The organism is Symbiopectobacterium sp., from assembly GCF_047692315.1.
Taxonomy (GTDB): domain Bacteria; phylum Pseudomonadota; class Gammaproteobacteria; order Enterobacterales; family Enterobacteriaceae; genus Symbiopectobacterium.
In genome coordinates, this window is sequence record NZ_JBLLJS010000001.1 from 1 (window position 1) to 19929 (window position 19929).

The 19929-nt window shown below is 51.4% G+C and carries 18 protein-coding genes, 2 tRNA genes and 9 pseudogenes; 16 read left to right on the plus strand and 13 right to left on the minus strand.

Features of this window, described 5'->3' with window-relative positions; genetic code table 11:
* Positions 1–63 precede the first annotated feature (63 nt).
* The 3 genes from ACMZI0_RS00005 (at position 64) to ACMZI0_RS00015 (ending at position 1398) form a co-directional block, all read left to right on the plus strand.
* Positions 64–140: transfer RNA gene (locus ACMZI0_RS00005), tRNA-Asp, on the plus strand.
* A 9-nt stretch (positions 141–149) separates the two neighbouring features.
* A tRNA-Trp gene (locus ACMZI0_RS00010) sits at positions 150–225 on the plus strand.
* A 96-nt stretch (positions 226–321) separates the two neighbouring features.
* Positions 322–1398, plus strand: a complete 1077-nt coding sequence (locus ACMZI0_RS00015) for a DUF1176 domain-containing protein (RefSeq protein WP_415671486.1) — start codon at positions 322–324, stop codon at positions 1396–1398.
* A gap of 46 nt (positions 1399–1444) precedes the next feature.
* On the opposite strand, the gene ACMZI0_RS00020 is transcribed toward ACMZI0_RS00015, so the two are convergent.
* The 6 genes and pseudogenes from ACMZI0_RS00020 to ACMZI0_RS00045 form a co-directional block, all read right to left on the minus strand.
* Positions 1445–2176: an amino acid ABC transporter ATP-binding protein gene (locus ACMZI0_RS00020; protein ID WP_415671487.1), complete on the minus strand. Its 732-nt coding sequence runs from the start codon at positions 2174–2176 to the stop codon at positions 1445–1447.
* A 7-nt stretch (positions 2177–2183) separates the two neighbouring features.
* Positions 2184–3268: pseudogene (locus ACMZI0_RS00025) on the minus strand (amino acid ABC transporter permease).
* 8 nt (positions 3269–3276) lie between these two features.
* Positions 3277–4454: pseudogene (locus ACMZI0_RS00030) on the minus strand (amino acid ABC transporter permease).
* Positions 4455–4535: 81 nt separating this feature from the next.
* Positions 4536–5555, minus strand: a pseudogene (locus ACMZI0_RS00035) (amino acid ABC transporter substrate-binding protein).
* A gap of 342 nt (positions 5556–5897) precedes the next feature.
* Positions 5898–6562, minus strand: a pseudogene (locus ACMZI0_RS00040) (amino acid ABC transporter permease).
* A gap of 26 nt (positions 6563–6588) precedes the next feature.
* A pseudogene (locus ACMZI0_RS00045) lies at positions 6589–7347 on the minus strand (amino acid ABC transporter substrate-binding protein).
* A gap of 331 nt (positions 7348–7678) precedes the next feature.
* On the opposite strand from ACMZI0_RS00045, the pseudogene ACMZI0_RS00050 reads away from it, so the two are divergent.
* The 7 genes and pseudogenes from ACMZI0_RS00050 to ACMZI0_RS00080 form a co-directional block, all read left to right on the plus strand.
* Positions 7679–7897 (plus strand): annotated as a pseudogene (locus ACMZI0_RS00050) (RcnB family protein); the annotation flags it as partial.
* A 254-nt stretch (positions 7898–8151) separates the two neighbouring features.
* Complete coding sequence (locus ACMZI0_RS00055; RefSeq protein ID WP_415671488.1) at positions 8152–8319, plus strand: NAD(P)H-binding protein; 168 nt, start codon at positions 8152–8154, stop codon at positions 8317–8319.
* Positions 8316–9155, plus strand: a complete 840-nt coding sequence (locus ACMZI0_RS00060; protein WP_415671489.1) for an ABC transporter ATP-binding protein — start codon at positions 8316–8318, stop codon at positions 9153–9155. Before ACMZI0_RS00055 ends, ACMZI0_RS00060 begins: the two co-directional genes overlap by 4 nt.
* Complete coding sequence (locus ACMZI0_RS00065; protein WP_415671490.1) at positions 9152–9997, plus strand: ABC transporter permease; 846 nt, start codon at positions 9152–9154, stop codon at positions 9995–9997. The genes ACMZI0_RS00060 and ACMZI0_RS00065 overlap by 4 nt, the downstream gene beginning before the upstream one ends.
* A gap of 163 nt (positions 9998–10160) precedes the next feature.
* On the plus strand, positions 10161–10850 hold the full coding sequence (locus tag ACMZI0_RS00070) for an ABC transporter substrate-binding protein (protein ID WP_415671491.1): 690 nt from the start codon (positions 10161–10163) through the stop codon (positions 10848–10850).
* A complete protein-coding gene (locus ACMZI0_RS00075; RefSeq protein WP_415671492.1) occupies positions 10831–11016 on the plus strand; it encodes a hypothetical protein in 186 nt (61 codons plus the stop codon). The genes ACMZI0_RS00070 and ACMZI0_RS00075 overlap by 20 nt, the downstream gene beginning before the upstream one ends.
* Before the next feature lie 11 nt (positions 11017–11027).
* A complete protein-coding gene (locus tag ACMZI0_RS00080) occupies positions 11028–12443 on the plus strand; it encodes an isochorismatase family protein (protein WP_415671493.1) in 1416 nt (471 codons plus the stop codon).
* A 3-nt stretch (positions 12444–12446) separates the two neighbouring features.
* Here the strand turns inward: ACMZI0_RS00080 and ACMZI0_RS00085 are convergent.
* Positions 12447–12641: pseudogene (locus ACMZI0_RS00085) on the minus strand (ketopantoate reductase family protein); the annotation flags it as partial.
* A gap of 11 nt (positions 12642–12652) precedes the next feature.
* Here ACMZI0_RS00085 and ACMZI0_RS00090 point away from each other — a divergent pair.
* Positions 12653–12859, plus strand: a pseudogene (locus tag ACMZI0_RS00090) (ketopantoate reductase family protein); the annotation flags it as partial.
* 67 nt (positions 12860–12926) lie between these two features.
* Here ACMZI0_RS00090 and ACMZI0_RS00095 read toward each other — a convergent pair.
* Together ACMZI0_RS00095 and ACMZI0_RS00100 are read right to left on the minus strand one after the other, a co-directional pair.
* Positions 12927–13097: a hypothetical protein gene (locus ACMZI0_RS00095; protein WP_415671494.1), complete on the minus strand. Its 171-nt coding sequence runs from the start codon at positions 13095–13097 to the stop codon at positions 12927–12929.
* Between the two features lie 60 nt (positions 13098–13157).
* On the minus strand, positions 13158–13553 hold the full coding sequence (locus ACMZI0_RS00100) for a hypothetical protein (RefSeq protein WP_415671495.1): 396 nt from the start codon (positions 13551–13553) through the stop codon (positions 13158–13160).
* Between the two features lie 323 nt (positions 13554–13876).
* Between ACMZI0_RS00100 and ACMZI0_RS00105 the strand changes: the two genes are divergently transcribed.
* The 5 genes from ACMZI0_RS00105 (at position 13877) to ACMZI0_RS00125 (ending at position 17290) form a co-directional block, all read left to right on the plus strand.
* A complete protein-coding gene (locus ACMZI0_RS00105; protein ID WP_415671546.1) occupies positions 13877–14308 on the plus strand; it encodes a hypothetical protein in 432 nt (143 codons plus the stop codon).
* Positions 14289–15134 (plus strand): mandelate racemase/muconate lactonizing enzyme family protein, encoded by an 846-nt coding sequence (locus tag ACMZI0_RS00110; RefSeq protein ID WP_415671496.1) that lies wholly within the window; start codon positions 14289–14291, stop codon positions 15132–15134. Before ACMZI0_RS00105 ends, ACMZI0_RS00110 begins: the two co-directional genes overlap by 20 nt.
* 18 nt (positions 15135–15152) lie before the next feature.
* The gene (locus ACMZI0_RS00115; protein ID WP_415671497.1) at positions 15153–15833 is read left to right on the plus strand and encodes a 4-carboxy-4-hydroxy-2-oxoadipate aldolase/oxaloacetate decarboxylase; all 681 of its coding nucleotides are present in this window, start codon (positions 15153–15155) and stop codon (positions 15831–15833) included.
* A gap of 372 nt (positions 15834–16205) precedes the next feature.
* A complete protein-coding gene (locus tag ACMZI0_RS00120; RefSeq protein ID WP_415671498.1) occupies positions 16206–16874 on the plus strand; it encodes an enterotoxin A family protein in 669 nt (222 codons plus the stop codon).
* 143 nt (positions 16875–17017) lie between these two features.
* On the plus strand, positions 17018–17290 hold the full coding sequence (locus tag ACMZI0_RS00125) for a hypothetical protein (protein ID WP_415671499.1): 273 nt from the start codon (positions 17018–17020) through the stop codon (positions 17288–17290).
* Positions 17291–17417: 127 nt separating this feature from the next.
* Here ACMZI0_RS00125 and fis read toward each other — a convergent pair whose 3' ends face one another.
* From fis to prmA, 4 genes and pseudogenes are all read right to left on the minus strand, one after another.
* The gene (gene fis, locus ACMZI0_RS00130; protein WP_415671500.1) at positions 17418–17714 is read right to left on the minus strand and encodes a DNA-binding transcriptional regulator Fis; all 297 of its coding nucleotides are present in this window, start codon (positions 17712–17714) and stop codon (positions 17418–17420) included.
* A 23-nt stretch (positions 17715–17737) separates the two neighbouring features.
* Positions 17738–18705 (minus strand): annotated as a pseudogene (dusB, locus tag ACMZI0_RS00135) (tRNA dihydrouridine synthase DusB).
* Positions 18706–18877: 172 nt separating this feature from the next.
* Positions 18878–19039: a hypothetical protein gene (locus tag ACMZI0_RS00140; protein WP_415671501.1), complete on the minus strand. Its 162-nt coding sequence runs from the start codon at positions 19037–19039 to the stop codon at positions 18878–18880.
* A gap of 5 nt (positions 19040–19044) precedes the next feature.
* Positions 19045–19926, minus strand: coding sequence for a 50S ribosomal protein L11 methyltransferase (gene prmA, locus ACMZI0_RS00145; RefSeq protein WP_415671502.1), 882 nt, complete (start codon positions 19924–19926; stop codon positions 19045–19047).
* Between the last annotated feature and the right edge of the window lie 3 nt (positions 19927–19929).

A 19929-nucleotide genomic window follows, 5' to 3' on the forward strand; every position in this document is an offset into this window, starting at 1 on the left:
AGGGAACTGTCAGGTTTTAATATCGATTACCAGACTGAGTTCTGGTAATGAAAAAGTATCGGTGGAGCGGTAGTTCAGTCGGTTAGAATACCTGCCTGTCACGCAGGGGGTCGCGGGTTCGAGTCCCGTCCGTTCCGCCACCCTATTTTAGGGGCGTAGTTCAATTGGTAGAGCACCGGTCTCCAAAACCGGGTGTTGGGAGTTCGAGTCTCTCCGCCCCTGCCAGATAGATAAAAAAGCCTTCCATCGAAAGATGGAAGGCTTTTTTATTTGCTTATTATATTAGGAATAACTGTTCACCTTTGGGAAAGGAATCCTTAAATGAATGTTGCCTCCTCCCGCTTACGCTGGCTTGCTGCCGGCGCACTGTTTACCTTGAGTTTTACGATCCCGAGCGTCGTACTTGCTGAGAATATGCCTGTCTACTTCTCTCATAAACATTGGGATTTGGTGTGTGGCAATACCTTGACCTGCCGTGCTGAGGGTTATTCCCCGGAAAATGAACTCTATAGTGCGGCGGTATTACTGACACGTCTTGCGGGTTCGTCCACACCGGTGGATAACCAAGTGATGCTGACCGATTTATTGGATAACGAGGAAGCGCTGCCGCGTCGAGGAACGCCACAGTTACTGATTGACGGCCGTTCATTGGGAGCGCTTCAATTGGCTGATGGGCAAAGCCAAAGCTGGCGTATGAGCGCGACTCAGTTTTCTGCTTTTCTCAACGCACTTCGCCGTAACAGCCAAATTACCTTCCAGGATAAATTGGGCACTTACCCTCTTTCCGGCGCGGGTTTCAGCGCCGTGTTGTTAAAAATGGACGATGTGCAGGGAAGAATCGACACGCGTAGTACCATTTTTAAAAAGGGTGTGAAAGACGAGTCTGGTGTTAAAGCACCCATTATGGCCCCTGTGATTACCAAAGCGCGCGTCATGGATGAAGAACTGCGCGTGATGAATGCACAGGAAGTGGCCTTTTATAAACCTCGTCTGATGAAAAGTCTGGCCGAGAACAAGAACAACGATTGCACAGAAGAGCGTCTTGATAATCCCGAGCTGCCCTGGCAAATCGCCAGATTGAATGACCGACAATCTCTGGTTTCAGCCTCTTGCTGGATGGCGGCTTACAACTGGGGTGAGATATTCTGGGTGGTTGATAATGAGATGAAAACTCCCGCTCAACGCGTGACGGAAAGTGGCACAGAGTATAACAACGGTGAAATTGATTTCTTTCAGCGTGGGCGTGGACTGGGCGACTGTGTGGTGAGAGAAAGTTGGGTATGGAGTGGTGAGGCCTTTGTCCACAGCTATACCGGAAACACGGGGCGTTGCCGTCTGATTCGTAGTGGGGGAACCTGGGATATGCCAGATTTTGTCACTAGCATTGTGCAGCCATGACGGCAACACGATAACGGCCCACGCCTGACGCGGGCCGTAAAACGTATTAGTGCAGGATCTGCGACAAGAAAGTGCGCGTACGTTCTGAGCGTGGATTGCTGAAGAACTCGTCAGGTGCGGCCTGTTCCACAATCTCTCCCTGATCCATAAAAATTACCCGATCTGCCGTTACACACAACATGGTCATACCGTCTTGCGCCAACCCGAGCATGGTATCCAGTACCTCTTTCACCATTTCCGGATCGAGCGCAGACGTGGGTTCATCGAACAGCATGATTTTCGGTTTCATACACAGAGAGCGAGCAATCGTCACACGCTGCTGCTGCCCGCCGGAAAGCTGGCCAGGAAAGTTATGGGCGTGTGCGGCAATGCGCACGCGTTCCAGATAATGCATCGCCAGTTCTTCCGCTTCTTTCTTCGGCATATGGCGCACCCAGTATGGGACCAGCGTGCAGTTTTGCAGTACTGTCAGGTGTAGAAACAGGTTAAAGTGCTGAAACACCATCCCCACTTCGGCGCGGATCTTCTCGATATTGCGTAAATCCCCGTCCAACCCGGTGCCATCAACCACGATCTTGCCTTGCTGATGCTCTTCAAGGTGGTTGATGCAGCGAATCGTGGTCGATTTCCCAGAGCCTGACGGCCCGCACAGTACAATGCGCTCTCCCTGTTTTACTTGCAGGTTGATGTTTTTCAGAACGTGGAATTGACCATACCACTTGTTCACATTGTCCAGCGTAATTATATAGTTATCAGATGTTAATGCGTTCTGGTTCATAAGAGCCTCAATGCGACTTGTGTCCGGTGTTAAAACGTTTTTCCAGATGCTGGCTGTAGCGCGACATGCTGAAACAAAAGATCCAATAGATCATGGCGGCAAAAACATAGCCTTCGGTCGACATTCCCAGCCAGGTAGGATCGACGGTCGCCTGCTGGATACTGCTGAACAGATCGAACAGGCCGATGATGATGATGACCAGACTGGTGTCCTTGAACAGCGCGATAATGGTATTCACCAGGCCAGGAATAACCAGTTTTAGCACCTGAGGCAAGATAACCAGTCCTTGCATACGCCAGTAGCCCAGCCCCAACGCGGCAGAAGCTTCATATTGCCCTTTCGGCAAGGCCTGCAGCCCGCCTCTGACCACTTCTGCAACGTAAGCTGACTGGAACAGGATGACGCCCACCAGCGCGCGCAGCAGTTTATCAATGCTGGTGCCCTCGGTGAGAAACAGCGGCAGCATCACCGAGGACATAAACAACACGGTGATCAGCGGCACACCGCGCCAGAATTCAATAAATACCACGCCGGGCATGGTTGAGCGTCGGCCCAGTGCCAGCAAAATACCCAGCGGCAGTGCGCCAGCAATACCAATCGCCGCAATGATCAGAGTGAGCGTCAGTCCGCCCCACTGACGCGTTTCCACGCGCGTCAGCTCGCCGAATCCGCCATACAGCAGCCACCAGGCCACCAATGGGTAGCACACCGCCCACAGAGCTATATAGCGGCCACGACGCGGCATACGGCGCTAGAACATCGGCAAGATGCTGAGTAAACCCAGTACCAGCGCAAAGTTGATGCGCCAGATCTCTTCAGCCGGATAGAGCCCATACATAAAATGGCCGAAGCGTGCCTGAATAAAGACCCAGCAGGCGCCATCGCGAGTGCAGTCAGGCGGGTAGTACCAACCCAGTTCGCCTGAAGCAGCGCCCAGTTGAACAACGGTGGCAAAATTTGCCACCGCAGCCAGAAACAGAACAGCGTTAACAGGCTATTGGCGATGCTGGAAAACAGGTTCTTTTTGGCCCAACGCAACAGTGCAAAGAGTGGGGCCTGACGGTGTGGTTGTGATTGTGACAATGTCGTCATAGCGGCCTCTAGCGTTCCACGAGCGCGATTTTACGGTTATACAGGTTCATCAGCAGGGAAATGATCAGGCTGATAATCAGGTATACCGACATGGTGATGGCAATGGTTTCAATGGCCTGGCCTGTCTGGTTGAGCGCCGTACCGGCAAACAGGGAAACCATATCCGGGTAACCAATCGCAGCGGCAAGCGACGAGTTCTTCACGATATTCAGGTACTGGCTGGTCAACGGGGGGATGATGACGCACAGCGCCTGCGGCAAAATCACCTTACGCAGCGTGATCGGATTGGGTAGCCCCAGGGAGCGAGCGGCTTCATGTTGCCCGTATGACACGGATTGAATGCCGGAACGGATGATCTCTGCGATAAACGCCGAGGTGTAGACCGACAATGCCGGCGTCAACGCGGCCAGTTCTGGGATCAGCACCATGCCACCCTGGAAGTTAAACCCCCTTCAACTGCGGGATATCCCAGTGCAGGGCAGGGCCAAACAGCGCATGGCTCAAGCCAAGTAGAACAATTAACAGCGCCAGAACGATAGGCCAGGTGCGGTGATATTGCCCGGTAAGGGTGTGAATCTGTTTATTGCGCCGATACAGTACAATGCCGACCACCAACGGGATGACCAACGCGAAGAAAGCGCCCAGCGAGCCGGGACCAAATTCTCCGGCCGGAATATACAAGTCGCGGTTGCTAAGGAACGCAATATCGAGCGTGTTAAGCGCTTGACGCGGGCCGGGGAGGTTACGCAGTACGGCAAAATACCAGAAGAAGATCTGCAAAATCGGCGGGATATTACGAAACGTTTCGATATAAATCGTGGATAGTTTACGTAACAACCAGTTATCCGAGAGCCGCGCCAGTCCGAGCATAAAGCCCAGCACCGAAGCGAAAACAATACAGAGCGCTGAAACCAGCAGCGTGTTGAGCAGCCCTACCAGAAATACGCGGGCATAGGTATCGCCCTGCTGGTAGTCGATAAGATGCTGAACAATGCCAAACCGCGCTGTTATTCAGAAACGCGAAGCCGGACGTAATACCACGCTGGGCCAGATTGGTTACGGTGTTGTGCAACAGATAACCCGCCACAGCGACCACAATAACAATGACGAGAAGTTGATACAGCCAGGCGCGCACCGCTGGATTTGATAGTGAAAAATCACGTTTCACGGTTGGGCGTTGTTGCATGCGAGTGCCTCAATAGCAGGAACACGGAAAAAGCGGGAGTACAGAGGTGCCGCACCCTGGCGCGGCACCCATTTTCTGTGATTAACGTACGGCAGGTGCGTACTGGATACCGCCTTTGTTCCACAACTCATTCAGGCCACGCTTGATTTTCAGCTCGCTGTTCATACCGACGTTACGTTCGAAAATTTCACCGTAGTTACCTACTTGCTTGATGATTTTGAATGCCTAATCCGTCGGCAATTTCAGATCTTTGCCATAGTTACTTTCGTGACCCAGCAGGTGAGACATGTCCGGCGTGGTTGGCTTGGCGGCCAGTGCGTCAACGTTCTTCGAGGTCACACCCATTTCTTCAGCATTCAGCATGGCGAACAGAGTCCAACGTACAATCGAGAACCACTCTTCATCACCGCGACGTACCACCGGTCCCAGCGGTTCTTTAGAGATAACTTCCAGTAATACGATAAATTCAGCCGGTTTGCTCAGTTTGATACGCAGTGCGTACAGTTGAGACTGGTCAGAAGCCAGGGTATCGCAGCGGCCGGACTACAATGCCTTTGCGCTTTCGTCAGAGCGATCGAAGGTGACCGGAGTATATTTCATGTTGTGGGTTTTGAAGTAATCCGCCACGTTCAGTTCGGTATCGGCCTGAATACATATGGTAGCGCCGTCCAGCTCTTTCGCACTGGTCAGGCCCGCTTTGTTATGAGTCAGGAAGCCGATGCCATCGTAATAAGTCACGCCAGTAAACAGCATGCCCATCCCGGCGTCACGGGAAGAGGTCCAGGTGGTATTACGCGACAGAATATCAACTTCACCGGATTGCAGTGCGGTGAAACGCTCTTTGGCCGTCAGCGGGGTGTATTTCACTTTGTTGGCATCGCCAAACACAGCGGCAGCGACGCCGCGACAAACGTCTACGTCAATACCGGAATATTTTCCGCTGGCATCCGCATAGGAGAGGCCAGGCAAGCCGTCACTGATACTACACTGAACAAATCCTTTTTTCTGAATGGCATCCAATGTTGCACCCGCGTGGGCTTGATTGGTGGCGGCGAAGAGGGATGCGCCGGCAACCAGCGTGGAAAGTAGCATTCTTTTCATAATTATCCTATGTAGTTCAGTCGTTGTGTGTTGCTGTGCAGTAGCAGCCATCCGGCTGCACCATTCCTGTCTGTCGGCACCGTTGTTTTGTCAGACGGTAGCGTGCCGTGACAGGGTTAAGCAAAACCGATGCCAATAATTTATTTTGATGATAAATAACAATAAAATGGAAAAATTGCCGAGCCGCAATAAGGTTTATTCGGTTGGGGTGCACTTAAATGGCACTTTGCTGCAAAAGATGCGCTATAAAGATGCGCTATTTGGGTGCAAAGTGCCCACTTTCTGGTGAAGGAAATGGGGTGGGAAAAGCCACCTGCCCCAAGACGAGGCAGGCAGGCGAAATCAGTGGGGAATGTGGCGTTGATAGTAGGTTTCGAGCCGGGTTTGCAACTTGCTCAGTACTGTGCTGAACAGCAAATAAATCAGCGCTGCTTCAACATAGAGGATCAGCGGTTCGTAGGTGACGGAAACAATACGCTGTGCGGCCAGAAACATCTCCGGCACAGTGATGACGGCAGCAAGCGAGGTGTCTTTGATCAGCGAAATAAAGGTATTGGAGAACGGCGGTATAGAGACGAAAATGGACTGCGGAATAATCACCCAGCGCAGCGTCTGGCGCCGATTCATGCCCAGCGAGGCAGCGGCATTCCACTGGCCTTTGGCCACCGAAAGGATAGCACCGCGCACGATTTCCGAACTGTAGGCACCCACGTTGAGTGTGAAGCCAATCAGCGCAGCCGGAAAAGCATCCAGCGTGATGCCTGCATTGGGCAGCCCGTAGAAAATTAAAAACAGCTGCACCAGCAACGGTGTGCCGCGAATCACCCACACGTAAAATAATCAAACAATTTCAGTTGCTTATGGCTACAAAGGCGGATCAACGCTACCAGAATGCCCAGCGCTAACCCAAGCACAAAAGAGAGAATAGCGAGAGGAACGGTAAACTGTACCCCAGCAGAAAGCAGACTCCAAAAGGAGTCTGCCATGAGTTGTAGCCATGGTGGCATGGGCGATTACCTTCAAAACTTGACGATTATTGGGAAACATCTTCCCCAAAGTATCGCACTGCTATCGTTTTATAGGTACCGTCTGCTTTGATTTTATCCAGCGCTTTGTTCAATGCAGCAACCAGTTCCGGCTGGTTTTTGCGTACCATAATACCAGAAGGGTCACCTTCAGTAGCGGTTGCTGCCACTTTGACTTTGGCATCCGGTTTCTGTTTTTGAAGTCCAGGTATGACAGATTGTCATTCAACGTCGCTTCTGCACGCCCGCTCAGCACCAGTTCCAGCGATTGGTTAAAACCGTCGGTGGGAACAATTTCAGCTCCGTGGCTGCTTGCCAGTTTGGAGAAATTGCTGGTCAGGCTTTGTGCCGATTTGCGGCCTTTCAGGTCAGCAAAGCTTTTGATGGTATCGTTGTCGCTACGCACTACCAGCACAGCTTTGGAATCGATATACGGTTTGGAGAAATCAAATTTGGCTAGTGATGCCTACCTGATTAATTACGGCGTCATAGCGCTTGGCATCCACACCAGCAATCAAGCCGTCCCAGCGACCTTCCACAAATTCGGCTTTTACACCCAGTTTTTCAGCAACAGCACGGCCGATATTCACATCGAAGCCCTGAAGTTTTCCTGATTTGTCATGGAAAGAGTAAGGTGCGTAGGTGCCCTCTGTGCCGATCTTGAGTACGCCAGCGGCCTTGATGGCGCTGAGATCGTCTTGTGCCTGCGCGGCTGTACCCGCCATCAGCAGTGCGCCGGTGAATGCTGCCAAAGCCAGTGTTTTCATTGCGTTTACCTATCGTGTAGTGGAGAACGTTATATAACGTTCGATGCTAAATAATCTACGACGTAAGCCATGAGGTTCTAAATCACATTTAACGATGATTTAGAACTGAAATGAATATAGCCCAGATGCTGATTTCTGCGTTTTGACAGCGTTTTTTGCTATTGCTATCAGGAACTGCGTGAGGAAAACGTTAAGCAATGTAAAGTCGCGTCAGGGGCTGAGGAATGGCGGCCCCCGCGGCGAAGGTGGCCCCGGTTGGGACCGAGGACGAGGCCACGGCCCGCGCTGGGATAATGGCCCAAGAGGCGGCTGGGGCCGCTATGACGACCGGCGCGATCACTTCCGCTGGCGCGGCTATGATTTTCGCGCCGGGCATCCTATCCCTGGCCCGTATCGCGGCGATCGCTACTGGGTGCGCGACTGGCGCGGCTATGTCCTGCCCAGCCCGCCTCCCGGTCACCAGTGGCGCTATATCGACGGTAATTACGTGCTGATTGCGGTGGCAACGGGCGTGATCACTTCGATTCTGCTGAACCAGGCTTTCAACTGATACGCCTCCAACGGATATGCGTTCTGTTGATAATACCGGCGGTATTCGTTTGATGTACCGTCGGTATGCTTTTAGCTTGTTTCCTTTTTCGTACCAATCCTTTTTCACTCGCACATCATTTGCTGATATTTGTACGAGTTATGCAACAGTTCTGCTCGGATATCAGGCCTTATCTTGTTCACGCGATGTCTTACACTAAGGTCAGTGGCAAGCTCAGCTTATGAGTTTGGTGAAACAACCTTATTACGGAGAACATGATGAAAGTTGCTCTGATTGGTGCAACCGGCATGGCCGGTAGCAAGATTCTGAAAGAGTTGGTGGCGCGGGGCCATCAGGTAACGGCGATTGCGCGCAATCGACATCCTTGTTATCCGGCTTCGCGTTTTTTGCCGTCGATAACGCCGTTAGTCAGGAGTGTATGATGAACCTTTCACCTGCAAGAGAAAAAATGCCTTCTGGCGATCCTGCCGCACCTGCGGTGGCGATTGCCATGAAAGGCGTAAAAAAACAGTTTTTGGATCACGACGATAACGCCGTTGAGGTTATCAAAGATATTTCCCTTGATATTTATCACCAGGAATTTATCAGCATTGTCGGGCCGAGCGGCTGCGGCAAAACCACCATGTTCAACATTATCGCGGGGCTGCTGCCTCCGACGGCGGGCGAAATTCAGGTGTTCGACCCGTACTACGCCATGCCCGGCAAAGGACGCGTGGGTTACATGTTGCAAAAAGACCTGCTGTTTCCGTGGCGTACCATTCTGGATAACGTCTGTCTCGGGCTGGAAATCAGCGAGATGCTGAAAAAGGAACGCCACGAGCGGGCAATGACCCACCTCGATAAATATGGGCTGGGCGATTTTGCCCACTCCTATCCAGCCACGCTTTCGGGCGGGATGCGTCAACGCGCGGCGTTGATCCGCACGTTGGTTATCGATCCTGACATCATTCTGCTCGACGAGCCTTTTTCTGCACTGGACTATCAAACCCGATTAGTGCTGGAAGAGGAGATCCTGTCGATCCTCAACGAATACGGAAAAACCGTGGTGTTGATCACCCATGACATTGGTGAAGCCATTGCCATGTCCGATCGCATTGCCGTGATGTCACAGCGGCCAACCTGGAACAAGAAAACCTACGATATTGGCCTCGCCAAGCGGCACGGTTCCGCCATGGGCGCGCGCAAAGATCCCGAGTTCCAATCCTTCTTCGATGCGATCTGGGCTGATATGGATATCCAACTGGGGGATCATGCATGAACAAGTCTGCCGTCGTTGCTGATAAAACGGCCTCGCGTCGTTCACGTCAGGGAAGTCAGCGCAGAAAGCGCTGGCTGTCGCTACTGCGTGACAATGGGTGGCGCGCCTTGTTGCTCGCCAGCATTGTGGCCTTGTGGCAGTTCGGGGTGAATGCTGGCATGGTCAATGCCTTTCTCATGGGGTCTCCGGCAGGCATCTGGCAGGAGTTTGTGCGCCTGGTGGGCAACGGTGAACTGTTGCAGAACACCTATGTCACGGTGTATGCTACCGTGACCGGGTTTGTGCTGGGCAGCTTGCTCGGTTCATTTTCCGGGCTGTTGCTGTGGCATACACCGACGCTGGCGCGCATTCTTGACCCGTTTTTCATCGCGCTCAATAGCCTGCCGAAGATTGCGTTGGCGCCTATCATCATCATTTGGTTCGGCTCCGGGTTGTTTTCCAAAATTGAGCTGGCCTTTATCGCCATCTATGTCGTGGCACTGCTCTCCGCGTGGCAGGGCACGCACCAGATTGATGATAGCCAGGTAAACCTAATGCGCTCCCTCGGGGCCAATCGCAACCAGATTTTCCGTAAGGTGGTGGTGCCTTCGACCCTGCCGTGGATTATCGCCGCTTTTCGGCTGAACATCGGTTTTGCCCTGATTGCTGACATCGGCGGCGAGTTCATCTCTTCCGATTACGGTCTGGGGAAAATGATTTTTGTTGCAGGCAATCTTTTCAATCTCAATGTGGTGTGGGTCGGTGTCTTTACGCTGTTGGTGGTCGCCATTGTGCTCTATCTGGTGGTGGTTCAACTGCAACGCTGGCTGCTGCCCTGGGAGCGTCAGCAAACACATCGCTAGTGGTATCCGTTCCGTTGTTCCTTAACTCGTTAAGAAGGAAAGTGAGATGAATAAAATCGTTGCATGGGTGTGAGCGGCGCTGTTTGCTGCTGGTTCCGTCAACGCATCGGCTGCTGATGCGAAGCCCGATCGCGTGCTGGTGACGGAGGCGTTCCACTCTTTGTTGTACTTATCGGTATATGTTGCCAAACACCAAGGGCTATTCGAAAAAAATCAGGTAGATGTGACGTCGATTCGCTCGGCGGGCTCAGGCCCGACCGCGCTGGCGGCGGTGCTGTCCGGTGAAGCACAGTTCTCCGTACACGGTCCGGAGCATGTCGGGTTCGCCCAGCAAAAAGGCGGTAAGGCCAAGGCGGTAAGCGCGGTGGCCAACAGTGCGCCAGTATGGATTGTGGCTAAACCCGATTTCAAGTTCACCTCACCGGCGGATTTGAAAGGCAAACGCGTGTTGGTAGAGCTGGCCCCAGGAACGTCTAACACGCTGCTGTTGCGCCTGTTAGGCCAGACTGGGTTAAACCCGAAGACGGATGTGGCGATTAACGAAGTGCAAAATGGTTCGGAACTGGGGCCACTGTTAGCGGGCCGTGCGGATGCCGCCGTGGTGTATGAACCACAGGCGGATCAGGGCGTGGGGCAAGGGCTGAAAGTGATTTACGATTTCACCCGCGACTATCCTGAGTACGCGTTCTCTACCATCAACACCTCAGAGAAAATGATTGCCGATAACCCGCAACTGGTGGAGCGCTTTGTTAAGACCATCAACAGAATCACTGGCGTTTATCCATCAACATCCCGATGTTGCCAAACAGGTTGCTCGTCAGGAGTTCGCTGCATTGGACGGCAGCGTGGTTGATGCTGCGGTGCAGCGGATGATTGACAGCAATGTTTATCCCGCCAACGCAGTCATTTCGCCACAAGCCTTTACCACGGCTATCGATATTCAGAAGTTTGTCGGCAACATCACGCAGGATATGCCTTATGCGCAAATCGTTGACGGTCAGTTTGCTGCCAAGCTATAACAAGGACATGAATGCATGAAAAAATGTTGGATACCTCGCCCTTTGCCATGATAGCCGCCACCCGGCGGCAACTGGCAGCGCGCAAGGTTTCTCCGAGCGAGTTGTTAAGCCATTTTCTGGCGCGTATCGAGCAACGCGATGGCGAAATTAAGGCGTGGCGGTACCTCGATAAAGAAGGGGCGCGCCAGCGCGCCCTTGAATTAGACCAACAAATGGGGGCCATCGCCTGCAAGCCTGCACTGTTTGGCATCCCTTACGGTGCCAAGGATATCTTCCACACGCGCGGTTTACCGACGGAGGGCGGCTCAAAGGTGCTGGATGGCAATATCTCCAGTGAAAACGCCAGCGTGATCAACAAGCTCGATGGAATGGGCGCCTTGCTGCTGGGCAAACTGACCACCACCGAGTTTGCGAATCTGGGTACGCCGCCCAAGACCGGCAATACCTGGAACCCGGCGCATACACCCGGTGGCTCAAGCAGCGGTTCTGCCGCTGCCGTTGGCGCACGTATGGCGCTGATGGCATTGGGCACGCAAACGGCTGGGTCGTTGTCTCGTCCGGCGGCGTTCAACGGTGTGACGGTGTTGAAAGCCACCTATGGGCGCATCAGCAAGGCGGGGGTCATTCCCGCCAGTTGGTCGCTGGATCACGTGGGGGCTTTTACCCATACGGTGGAAGATAACGGAGAAGTCAAAACCTATGGGCTGAAGGTGGTTTACACCCCCGGCGGCCAGCGCCGTTACCTTGCGGACGAGATTCAGCGCGTTTTCTCACAGACCGGTTTTGCCCACAAGATAGGTTTTGGCACCAAAGCGGCGATTTTGGTGCGGGATGTTACCTACGCCCATATGGATTCCGGCTCGACGCTAGCGATCGATACCCCATTCGATAAAGCGGGGCTACACCGATTACTGACGATGGCGGCACAGCGTGGGCTACCTACGGTGTTTACCCGCACGGTTTATCGGCCGGAGCATCCGTTTTCCTGGCTGTGGGGAAAAAAATACCCGTTTATTACCACGCTGACGGAAGATACCTACCTGAACCGAATTGATGAAGCGCTGGCGGATGCACCCTTTGAGCGTAATCACTCCATCTGCTATGTGTCCGATTTTTATGGCCATGATTTGGCGGCATGGCTCAAGCAACAAGGTATCGACACCCTTATTCTGGGCGGCGTTACCGCCAGCGGCAGTATTCGTGCCACTGCCATTGAGGCGTTCCAGATGGGATTTCATGTTATGTTGCCGCGCGAAGTGATTGGTGATCGCAGCCAGTCATTGCTTGATTTCACCCTGTTGGATCTCAATGCCCGCTATGCCGATGTGCTAAGCCTCGAGGAGGTGTCCGGTTGGCTGGCGACCTTGCCGATGGCGGTGAGCGAGTCAAATGCGCGTCACCGCCAGCCCGATGCGTTAAGTGAATAGGGGTTACTCTGCGGCGTCCAAAAGATTTTCCGGTGCGGGCGTGAGCGTGCTTTTTTCAATGTCCCGCACCCGGTCATACACTTTTTGGTTTGCCGGAACCGGGATACCGATTTTTGCGGCACGCTGGATAACCAGACCGTAGATTTCATCGATTTCCGTGCGCCGACCTTTCAAAATATCCTGCCCCATGGACGGGCGCTGCTGGGCAACGGCCGTCCATGGGGCAGGATATTCGCCGTCGTCGGCGCACGGAAATCGATTATATGAACGGCCTTATTGTTGAGGTAGGCCAAAAGTTTGGGGTTCCTACTCCGGCGAATGCCGCGATTATTGATGCTATTCACCAGATTGAGCGCGGGCAGCTTTCACCCTCGCCGGAACTGATCGTCCGGTTGGGTGAATCGCTGGAACGCTGATAAGTACGGAGAGTGAGTTTCACGCTCACTCTCCGTATCCAAACCTTCTTTACCTTCTTTTTCCAAACTACTCAACGAAGATTTTGTCCCATCCCAGACGCACCATTGGTGCCAGCGTAATTAATAGCAGTAATCCCGATGCAATCAATAGCCCTAAGCTGATGGGCTCATGAACGAAAATACCTAAATCTCCGCGCGAGATGATCAGCGCTCGGCGTAATATCCCCGATGTATTCATAAAGTGATACTCCTCAATCGTTTTATTGTTGGTATGGTGCTAAACCAGTAATGAAGCTAGCTATTCCCACGCTTTTAGCGCTTGCCAATCTTCAGGGGGTGCTGTGGAAGAGAAACGGTGTAGCAAGCGTGTTTTTTCTTCCTGTAACTGCCGTAAACGCGCGATCGTGTCGTCAAGCAGGGCATAGGGAATGGCGATAACGCCGTCGTCATCTCCCACAATCACATCGCCAGGGGAGATTTCTACGCCAGCCACCGTCAGGTTGTCGCCGGGGAACCCTGCGGCGGTGAACGCGGCACCCAGCAACCGAAAACCTGAACGCAGTGGCTTGATGGCGGAATTCAGTGCGCCACGTTGCCCAACTGCCTGATAAATTAGTGCGGTACTGGCTGTTTTGAACGCCGCCAATTGATCCGCATTGGGCCGGGGAAAATCTGTATTTATTACGGTGGTCAATGGGTTATCTCCAGATAATCGCAATTTCAGGTTGTCATACGTTTTTTATATATAAATCAGACAGGGAATAACATATTCATGCCCATTAAGCAGGCATGAATATGACAATAAACAGCAGGTAAATAACATAATGCTATCGAGAATAAGACGATTAATTTTTTTGTCTAGTGATTATCCAGAAGATCATTATTTAAATAACGACTATTTATTTTTTAAATGTGGCATAAGAGTCTGATAGATTAGTACGGCTAAACAGTTCTGTATTTTTTTTAAGTTTTGTGTCGATTATTCAGTAAGCGAAAATAGTTAGAATAATATTGGCTATGTTTATTCATCGATTTTGCGTTATATCTTGTCGCTCTGAGCTTTTTACTCATAAGGGCCACAATGAAAATCACAAATATAGAAACCTTTTTTATCATCCGGGGGTCGGGAAAAACCTGCTTTTTATCAAAGTGGAGACCGATGAAGGCATTTATGGCTGGGGTGAAGCCTATGTGACGAATACCAAAGAGAAGGTCGTCAGTGAATATCTCAATGCCATCTCTCCGCTTATTATCGGGCGTGCAGCCTACCATATCCGTCATCTTGGTCAGACGCTGCTTGATGATTTTGCTATCCGCCGTAATTCCGTTGACCTGCTGTGCGCGTGGAGTGCCATCGAGCTGGCGCTGTGGGACATTGTCGGCAAGAAAGCCGGGCTGCCACTGCACCGTATTCTGGGTGGCGCGGTGCGTGAAAAAATTCGCCTTTAATGCCAACGGCTGGTGGTTCGGTGCTAAAAGCATTGATGATACGGTGAAGCGTGCATTAAACGTGGTTGCTCAAGGCTATGACGCGATCAAATGGAATCCCTTCCCCGGTCCGTGGCGCACCTTTATTTCTCGGGCAGATGAAACTGCTGCTGTGGAGAACGTGAAGGCAGTGAGTGAAGCGGTGGGCCCGAATGTGGAACTGTTGATTGACGGGCACCGCCGTCTGGCACTGAATCATGCGATCCGCGTGATTGAACGTCTGGAAGAATATGATATTGGCTGGTATGAAGAACCTTGCCCGCCAGAAAATATCGATCTTACCGTTGAGGTCAAGCGCAGCACTCATACGCCGATCGTGCTGGGTGAAGCGCCCTACACCAAAGAAGGTTTTGTGCCGGTATTTGAGAAACACGCGGCCGATATTATCAACCCGGATATTTGTGCGGTTGGCGGTTTGCTGTCGATGCTGGAAATCGCTGCGCTGGCAGCCCCGCACGGCGTGGCGGTAACACCGCATAACTACAACAGCCCGATTGTGGGTCTGGCGGCAACGGTCCATCTCTCAGCGGTTATCCCTAACTTCAACATTGCAGAAGTGTTCGTCAACCTGATCGAGCCGACGCAGAGCATTGCCAGTCAGGGCATTACGATTGCCAGCGGCTGGGCCGACGTGCCTGAAGTGCCAGGACTGGGAATCGATCTGGATATTAACGAGCTCAAGAAACGCCCCTACAGCCCCTTACCGGGCAAAGGACTGCGTGATTACCGCGAAGAATTCCCGCGCAAAGTCGCTGCCGTCGCACCCAATGTATTTAACCCAGCCTGATTTACGGAAAACACGACCATGTCAAAACTTACTCAAGATTTCATTCGCCCAGACCAGGAACTGATTGACGCTTTTAAAGAAATCACCGCAGCCACTGTACATGAAGCCTTTGGCCGACGCGGTGCGGTAGACTCCGCCATCAAGCCTATTTATCCCGGCTTGCGCGTGTTGGGCTCCGCTTTCACGGTGAAGACCCCTGCCGGTGATAATTTCACCATCCACGCGGCGCTCCAGTTGGCGAAACCGGGAGACGTATTGGTCATCGATGCCGGAGACTATACGGAACAAGGTTCATTTGGTGATGTGATGGCAACGGCAGCCCTTAGCAGAGGGATTGCCGGATTGGTGACCGTGACCAACGGTGGGGTGCGGGATGCAGAACGTATCCACAAATTGGGCTTCCCGATTTTTTCCCGTTCCATTTCCATAAAAGGTACGGTTAAAGAAACCTTCGGTGAAATCAATCAGCCTATTTCTTTTGGTGGCGTGACGATAAACCCCGGCGATCTGATTATTGGCGATGATGACGGTATCGTTGCCATTCCGCGCGAGAAGATTGAAGAAGTGCTTGCCGCTTCGCGTAGCCGTGATGAAAAAGAAGTGAAACTGCGTGCGCAAATTCAGCAGGGAAAAACCATCTGGGAATTGCATAACGTCAATGCGTTGTTAAAGCGTAACGGCATTAACGTTGAAATTTGATCTACCCGTGGTGTGACTCGGCGCTATTATAAGCTCCTTTTTTCCGAATAGCCTGATATGTGAGTGCTGCACTGTTACACGCTTTTGCGTGGGGCGCGGTGCGGCGCTCGTTTTATTGGGATGTCATTTCTATGTTGCTATTGTTCATTGAACAGTGAACATCAATAGAATGCTATCAACGATCGCCAGATTTAGGTGATTTTTTACTTTCATTATTAATTTCAAATTAATCGTTTTTGTGCTGCTGTCCGAGATTAAAAATAGAAAATAAAAAATATCGATCTTCTTCGCAAAAATAAAACTTATCAATAATAGTGCTTATCATTTGTGTTATTTATTCCATCTCAGTGATGCTATTCATGGGTGATTGCGATGAAAAAAATCATGTTGATTATCTTCATACTTTTCTTCAGTAATGGTGCCTATTCGACTTTTTTCTATCGATATGATAGCGTGGATGCTGAAGATGCTTTCAAGATTGGTTTTATCCCTTCAGGATATAACAGAAATATGTATGAACATATAAGGGGAACCAGCTGTTTTGAAGGTGACGCAACCTCCCACTTTATTTCTACTTCGGCTTCAGAGCCAATGGCACACGTTATGGCGGAGTCAGCAACGCCTGTTGGAATGATGTACTACCTCTATACGATACGCCCCACAAGAAATTTCTATAATTCAGTGAATAGTCTCCGGGCTGCTTTTGTTCGCACCAACGATTGGCGCTTTCAAAGTACGATTTTAGATTATATGCATGAACAGGAGTGGCTAGCGTTAGGGGGCATAGACACTGAGCAAATTTACAGTGCAAGGGCATATCGAAGTCGCGGACCCGATCAACAGGCGGAATTTATCGCAGAGTACCTGAATCCTGCATATTTTGATGCTGATGCTGGGCCTAATAGTGGTAATTATTATATTCCAAATTTATCCCGTTATGAATCGAGTGAGCGTTCTGCGTGTTCTATTTGTTCTATTGATTCAATGTCAAGTGTATTTAAAAGAGATACAACTAGTGATATCGCTCGATGGAGGAAATGAAAATATAAAATTCTCATTGCGATAATGGATGACTAAAAATACTTTCAAGGAGGTAGTAAATGATAAATATGGCTAGGTTAATATTATTATTATCAATGATCATATCTACACATGCTATCGGTAGTTTGAAAAGTGAATGCACGTTGAATAAATTAGAAAACAAATATATTATGATCGAAGATAAGCATATCGAAGAGTATGCCATAGCAACAATTATCTCTGAAAAACATTATGGGTTTAAGATAAAAGTAGATAAAAAATGGTTTAAAGCGATCTTGAAAGAGGTAGAAGAAACGCAAGGATACAGAGATCAGTTTTCCAGTACTGCTAGAATAGCCAAGATACTGAATCTTCCAGTGAATATTTGTGTGGGCAGAGAAGAAGATGGATATTTGCTTGGTATCGAGCCTTTCTAACGAAAGGGCCCATGTTGCGTTGGAATAAAGTGAAGTGTTCAAAGGCCGACGTTTCACCGCTACAGACAAAAAACGCCTGCCAGAAATGGCAGGCGTTTTTCTAAAAACTAACGGTAATGAACGAGTATCAGTTCATGCCGTATTTTTTCAGTTTCTTGCGCAGCGTACCGCGGTTGATACCCATCATCAGGGCAGCGCGGGTCTGGTTCCCACGGGTGTACTGCATCACCATGTCCAACAGTGGCTGTTCAACTTCAGCCAGTACCAGCTCATACAGGTCATTCACATCCTGACCGTTAAGTTGAGCGAAATAGTTCTTCAGTGCCTGTTTAACCGGGTCGCGCAGGGGTTTTTGGGTTACCTGAGCCTGAGAGTTTACGGTAGAAACGGTCAGTACGTCAGAATTCACGCGTTGTTCGAACATAGTTCTGTCAGCTCTTTTTCTGTTTACGCAAGATTTTCAAAATATGCCTCCAACGCCTCCAGCTGTTCGCTGGCATCCTCAATGGCGTTGAATGTGCGCCTAAGCTGGTCATTGGGGGCATGTTCCTGGAGATACCTGGATATGTGCTTACGAACAATACAGAATCCCTTGCCCGGACCATAAAAGTCGTGCAATTCCAGTATATGATTAATAAACAAACGCTTTACCTCTGCCAATGGCATCGGTGCCGTAGCTGCTACCCCGTGTCCAGATAATGCTGGATTTCCCGAAAGATCCAGGGTCTTCCCTGAGCAGCCCGTCCTATCATTAGGGCATCCGCCCCGGTGTAGTCAAGAACCGCTCTGGCTTTATGCGGGGTTGTAATGTCGCCATTCGCGATAACGGGAATGGAAACGGCCTGCTTAACCGCCTGAATACTGTCGTATTCTGCCTCACCATTGAACAGGCACGCACGAGTGTGGCCATGTACGGTAAGCGCCTGGATACCACAGGCTTCGGCCAGTCTGGCAATGTCTACACAGTTACGGTGCTCCGGTGCCCAGCCAGTACGAATTTTCAGCGTGACCGGTACGTCCACCGCCTTAACCACGGCGGGGAGGATTCGTTTTACCAAATCCGGATACTGCAACAGCGCAGAACCCGCCATCTTGCGGTTTACCTTCTTTGCAGGACACCCCATGTTGATATCAATGATCTGCGCGCCAAAATCGGTGTTGATTCTGGCTGCCGCCGCCATTTCATCAGGGTCGCCTCCGGCAATCTGCACGGCGCGGATCCCAGGTTCATCGCTGTGTACCATGCGCAGACGCGACTTATCCGAACTCCACACCTCCGGATTGGAAGAGAGCATTTCGGAGACTGCCATCCCAGCGCCCATGTCATGACAGAGCGTCCTGAACGGGCGATCGCTGACGCCAGCCATGGGGGCGGCGATCAATCGATTAGCTAGCTGAAATTGTCCAATGTGCATAGACAAAGAGTGACCATACTGTGTCTGCAAGGGCGCGTATAGTACGCATTTTTTACGTCAGATGAAAGGCCAAACTTTGAGCAATTGAGCGGAACAGATCAAGGAAATGTGTCTTTGCACTATGAAATTTATAAATTATATTTTTATTACAGTAAGTTATAAGATAAATCACTCATTGGTCCAACCATACCGATATAAAACTTTTCTGCGCGCCCGTGCTGTGTTCAATGGCGTATTGGTGTGCAGAAACCGACGGTTTATCGCGCAGTGGCCTTGCGTCAGTGACTGAGTCTGCGCCACCTGCCAGCGTGAAACGGCTGATGGCGCTCGCCATGACGGTCAGCGCTTAATGCCGGTAATTCGGCACCACTCTTCTTTCTCCACGACAGGGTCGAGTTCGAACAGATCGGTGTAAGCCGCCGCCACGTTCTCCGCCTGTGAGGCCAGAATGCCCGAAAGTCCCAAATGCCCTCCTGCTTTGGGCAGTGTGCTAATCAGCGGTGCCAGCTCGCGCAGTGGGCCTGCAAGGATGTTGGCGACCACCACATCGGCTGAGAGGTCACTGGGTTGGTCTTTCGGCAGATAAAGCGCCAGACGCTCTGATACGCCGTTACGCTGCGCATTATCACGGCTGGCCTGAATGGCTTGAGGATCGATATCGATGCCAATCGCCTGTGCCGCACCCAGTTTCAGCGCCGCGATCGCCAGAATGCCGGAGCCACAGCCGAAATCGATAACCGTTTTGCCCGCCAAATCCAGACCGTCGAGCCATTGCAGACACAGCGATGTGGTGGGATGCGTGCCGGTGCCAAATGCCAGACCCGGGTCCAGCATCACATTGACGGCATTCGGATCCGGAATTTCACGCCAGCTCGGGCAAATCCACAACCGTTTGCCAAACTGCATCGGGTGGAAATTGTCCATCCATTCCCGTTCCCAGTCTTTGTCTTCCAACTGCTCGATTTTATGGTGAAAACCGGCTCCAAGCAGCGGTTCTTGTTCCAGTTGGGCAATGACGTCCGGCATCTCGGTTTCGGCGTCGTACAGCCCAATCACGTCGGTATCGCCCCATAAGCGGGTTTCGCCCGGCAGCGGTTCAAATACCGGTGTGTCGTGGGTGTCCTGAAAGGTGACGGACACTGCACCGCTCTCGATAAGCGCATCGCCCAGTTGTTCAGCCTGCGCACCCGTCGTATTGATTTTGAGTTGAATCCACGGCATAGC